Source organism: Lyngbya sp. CCY1209, assembly GCF_035615495.1.
Classification (GTDB): Bacteria; Cyanobacteriota; Cyanobacteriia; order Cyanobacteriales; family Microcoleaceae; genus Limnospira.
This window is the reverse complement of sequence record NZ_JAJENU010000257.1, coordinates 1-239: the sequence shown is the minus strand read 5'-3', so window position 1 is coordinate 239 and position 239 is coordinate 1. Positions and strand designations below refer to the sequence as shown.

1 protein-coding gene is annotated in these 239 nt (G+C 49.0%); it reads left to right on the top strand.

Going from position 1 to position 239, the window contains the following annotated elements; all coding sequences use genetic code 11:
* On the top strand, positions 1 to 239 hold a 239-nt coding region (locus LKE08_RS07020; RefSeq protein ID WP_324703495.1), incomplete at both ends, for an IS200/IS605 family accessory protein TnpB-related protein.

The following is a 239-nucleotide window of genomic DNA, read 5'->3' as shown; positions in this document are numbered from 1 at the left end:
CGTTATCAGACATGGGTAAACCACAACATTAGTAGACGGATTGTTGACTCTGCATATTCAGCGAATCAGGCCATTGCGCTGGAAGACTTGACCGGGATTCGGGAGCGCACCAACCTACAGCGTAGAAGCAAAACTGAGCGTAGACGTTCCAATAGTTGGGCGTTCTATCAACTCAGGATGTTTATCGACTACAAAGCAACGGCTAAAGGTGTCCCCGTTGTTCTGGTGAACCCTGCGTA